Genomic DNA, 4274 nt, shown 5'->3' with positions numbered 1-4274 from the left:
GTGTTTGGGTTGTGGCAGCCGAGATCGCCGCAGCAGCGGCCCGCATCGTCACCGCCGTACCCGAAATCGCCGAAGCGAAAGCGTTCGCCTGGCCACGCGGAAGCCCGCCGGCAGCACCCCGCGCATCGTCCAGTTCCTGGGCTGACTTGTAGTAGGCCGTACGGAGCGTTGCTCGCTGTTCCGTGATGGTTCCGGTGGTCGACAAATCCACCAGGCTGGGCGGAGGCAAGGGGCTTGCATAGCTCATAGAGGCCCCGGGGATGCATAACGCCAGGAGTAGGGTCGTCAGTGAAAGCGATCTCAAGAGCGTATTCAATGTGTAGCTTCCCTCTGGTAACGCCGACGTTTGTGGCGGGTCATGTGCCTGATTGGCGAGTCTCGCTCTACGGGTACGCTGAAATGCTGGCGCTGGCGGAATGAAGAAATCTGAAACAGTCCAACTATGCACTCGAGACCGAATATCAATCTACCGAAATGACTCGGCAGATGGAATGGCAAACCGGTCTGCTTCGAGGTCACGGTTGTTAGGGCCAGCCGAATAATCTGGGGGACTGCTGAAGGCTAGTTGACAGTCGCGTCCTGTTCAAAGCGATCCCTCGCGTCAGAGAACCTAGAGTTCCGGCAGCCATACGGTGGACTAGCCGGACAAGTGCGTAACCGGTCAAATACACCCGAGGAATAGGCGCCAGTAAGCGGCAGCCTCTAGTAATTGTTCAAGTATCTCATTGTGTCGAACCTTCCCAAAGGAAAATGGCCGCCTCGTACAACGCTCCAAGCCGAGTAGGTCTCGTACACGCCTGATGACTGCGCCCACTCATGCAGGTCCCTCAGAGCCTCCAATCTCGATTGGAAGTCGCCGAAGTGGGTTTGAACGTGGGTTCCGTCTTTCAGGTTTTGAAGGTAAAGAAAGTCCGGCACGTGTTTTTCATGTTTGAAACGCTCGATAACGTCAATGCGATGAAGATATTCTTGGGGAACCTCCAAACGAGACGAGCAGCCCAGGCCCGCACGGACTGCCGCATCTATGGCCAGCGGCAAGTGGTATTTTCGAAGATCGATCTGGGGAATGTCTGCAACGACACGGGAACCGGGAAGGCATGCTGCCATGTGAAAGGACGAGAATCCTCCAGCGGATCCACCGTAGAAGATAACATCCTCTGACCGTAGGTTGAGACTGGCAGCAATAGCGCCGACGATTCGGCTCACCTCTTTAACGTAGTCCCTATCCTTCGTTCCTATCCACCAACCTGCATCTATCCTTTTGTCGAGATATAGCGTCGGATCGTTCAACGCAATTGCAGAGCCCTCCAGGTCCAACATCCACTTCCAGCGGTGGAACACGGGCAGTTGTACAAGGGATCGATTGAGAGCGCTTTGCCCAAACACAAAAAGCTTTCGCGTCCCTGTGCGTAGGTCGGAGAGAAAGTCGTATTTCACTCCATTAACGTCAATAGAGACAGTGTGTCTTTCATCGGGCACCGGGACGTACTTAGCGATTGCGGCATACGACCGATGGTTAGTAGGAAATGGCAACGAGGGGGGGTTGATGGGCGACCCGGCAGGCTGTTCCCGAATAATTCTTGATATATGTCCGCCGACCTTGGCGTCGAAATTCACCTTTGGATCAACCGGTATACCTTGGACAGTAACATTTTTGAATGAGGAAACTGTGTAATTTCGCGTAAAAACAACTGTCCGGATTTTCGGTAAAGAAACTAACGCAAGAGCCTCGACAGGGACGTCATTGTGCTCGGCAGTCATCAGCCTAACGACATTCTTGTCGCCGTACCGGTTGGCCACTAGTTCATTGTATCGTTGCGCATTGAGCAATGGGTCGGACGTACGTTGAATCTCATTTGAAATATTGATATGTTCGAGCTGGAACGATTCGATATATTTGTCGATCACACCGCCGGGTTCGTCGAGGACAGCCAAAAGGTCGACGACGGTCTGATTTTCGGACAAGATACTCCTATGCTGGTTGCGGTTTGCGGTACGAAAGTTATCCGCGAATCATCTGGTATGAGATGACATGCACTTTGGGGTCAGGTGCCAGCGATTCAAGATTATCGAGGGTTACAGATACTGAGTGATCCGCAGCTTGCTTTACCATCTGGGGATCAATATCCCACCATCTTGACGCAATTAGCCTGCGGCGAATTTCTTCGTGGAACCGGTACCGAATGTGCTTTGCCGGAATTCCGCCAACTATTTCGTAGGCCTCAACGTCTTTAGTTACAACGGCGCCGGCAGCGATTATCGCACCGTCGCCAATGGTAACTCCGGACACAATTTTGGCACCGTCGCCAATCCAGCAGTCATTGCCAATTACTATTCTACGCTTCGGTTCCGCTTGGGCTAACTTCAGAGTGCCGGCGGGGAAATACGATTCGAAGAACGGGGACGTGGAGAACCCATCCAGGTTATGGTGGCCCAAGCCGAGGGCTACGCCCCGACCAATGCTGCAGAATCGCCCGATTTGTGCGTAGGACCTGATGATTCCTGAATTTACATAACTACCGAAGCCGACGAAGACGGTTCCTTGTATTTCGCAGTTCAGTATTCTTGCTTCCGGCTCGGCGAACACACACCAGTTGCTGCCCTTGGCGTTTAGCACCACGGGGGTGCGGTACAACTCTTTGTCGTTCATGGGCAAGCCTCTACTTAGGAATGGTTCAGCGGCGAAGACGGCTGCGTGAGGACACTCTAGTGGAGGCTTGGCAACTATCAGAAGTGAGGGTGCCTTCCTGGCATGCTGCAGGTTCAGGTTCCCCACTTCAGTCTATGCGGTGACCCATACCGCGCCAATTTGGGGACGCTTTCACATCCAAGCGTCATTGATGGCACCAACCAAACGTTAAGGGCGCCAGCGTCCGACGTCAGTTGGCGACAGGATTGTGTAGTCAATGACCTTCCGGCATCCGCGGGTATCGGCTTAGTTGTTTCGACGACTCCGGTTATAGCTTCGGCGGGCGACTCGATGCGAGGCCGGTATCGAAGCGGGCGTTGAATTCGGTTTCCATCGGCTAGCCCTAATGTTCCATGAGTCTCGGGTTGGACGCCCGGTTCCGGTTTGATTCTGGCCCGGGTTGATTTCTTGGTTTTGGCGCGCTGGCAGGGTCGGTTGTCGCTGGGAGTGTCGGGTTCCACGTCTCCGATGGGTTGTGCTGGTGGTTGAAAGGGCCCGGCCGGCTGGATCAGCCCGGGAGGCGACCCCGTTGGCGTGAGCTGCCGTGAAGATCTCGGACAGTGGGCCCTCTTAAAATGAGGGTCTATCGAAAGTAGAGATCAGCATGACCGCATCACGCAGACGATTCACCCAGGAGTTCAAGGACGAGCTGTGCCGCGAGGTGATCAACACGTCCAGGCCCATCAAGGACGTTGCCACCGCGTACGGTGTCGGCCCCGAGACGCTCCGCAACTGGCTCATCAAGTACCGTGAGGCCAACGGCGGCACGGAGACGGATCTGACGGTGACGGAACGGGCCCGGTTGAAGGAGCTTGAGCGTGAAGTTCAAGAGCTGCGGGCGGAGACTGCCTTCTTGAAAAAAGCCAGCGCTTACTTCGCGCGGGAGCAGCGGTAGTGAGCAAGTATGAATTCATCGATTCCCAAAAAGCCGAGCCCGCCAATCTGAATTCGGTGGTGAAAATGTGCCTGTGGTTGGCCGTCTCGACGTCCGGTTTTTATCACTGGGCCACGCGTCCGCAATCGGCCACGGCGGCCCGCCGTCAGGCCCTGACGGCGCGGATCCAGCACTTCTTCGAGGAGGCCGAGGGCACCTACGGGTACCGGCGCATCCACGCTGATCTCGCAGCGGAAAAGACCGAATGCTCTCCAGAGCTGGTGCGGCAGATCATGCGCTGCCAGGGCCTGGTGGCCTGCCAGCCACGCCCGTTCCGCATCACCACCGAGGCTGATGCTGAGGCAGCTGCGGGCATGCCCGACCTCGTTAAGCGCGAATTCACCGCCGACCGCCCCGGGGTGAAGTTCGTCGGCGACATCACTTACATCCACACCTGGCAAGGGTTTGTCTATCTTGCCACCGTCATCGACTGTTACTCGAAGAAAGTCGTCGGTTGGTCCATCGCCGACCACATGCGCACCGAGCTCGTCGCCGATGCGCTCAGGAACGCCGCCGCCACGACCCTGATCGAGCCTCTCGCGATATGGCACAGCGATTATGCCGAGAAAAACGTTAAGCCGAGGTTGGGGAATTTGCGCTTGTGGTTCGGGGGTCTCTGGCCCGTTCCTCGGCTTAACGTTTCGTGCTATT

2 protein-coding genes and 1 pseudogene are annotated in these 4274 nt (G+C 55.9%); 1 reads left to right on the top strand and 2 read right to left on the bottom strand.

All coding sequences use genetic code 11. The features are described from left to right. Window positions 1-702: 702 nt before the first annotated feature. Window positions 703-1965, bottom strand: coding sequence for a hypothetical protein (locus tag ACX80X_RS20980; RefSeq protein WP_252603959.1), 1263 nt, complete (start codon window positions 1963-1965; stop codon window positions 703-705). A 37-nt stretch (window positions 1966-2002) separates the two neighbouring features. After that, window positions 2003-2650 (bottom strand): CatB-related O-acetyltransferase, encoded by a 648-nt coding sequence (locus ACX80X_RS20975; protein ID WP_252603957.1) that lies wholly within the window; start codon window positions 2648-2650, stop codon window positions 2003-2005. Window positions 2651-3293: 643 nt separating this feature from the next. Here ACX80X_RS20975 and ACX80X_RS20970 point away from each other — a divergent pair. Beyond that, window positions 3294-4180, top strand: a pseudogene (locus ACX80X_RS20970) (IS3 family transposase); the annotation flags it as partial. Window positions 4181-4274 lie beyond the last annotated feature (94 nt).

This window comes from Pseudarthrobacter sp. MDT3-1 (assembly GCF_054510755.1).
This window is presented reverse-complemented; position numbering and strand designations above follow the sequence as displayed.

Excerpts from the sequence above, each read along its gene's own strand:
- ACX80X_RS20975 (WP_252603957.1), bottom strand. The coding sequence starts at position 2,650 with ATGAACGACAAAGAGTTGTACCGCACCCCCGTGGTGCTAAACGCCAAG.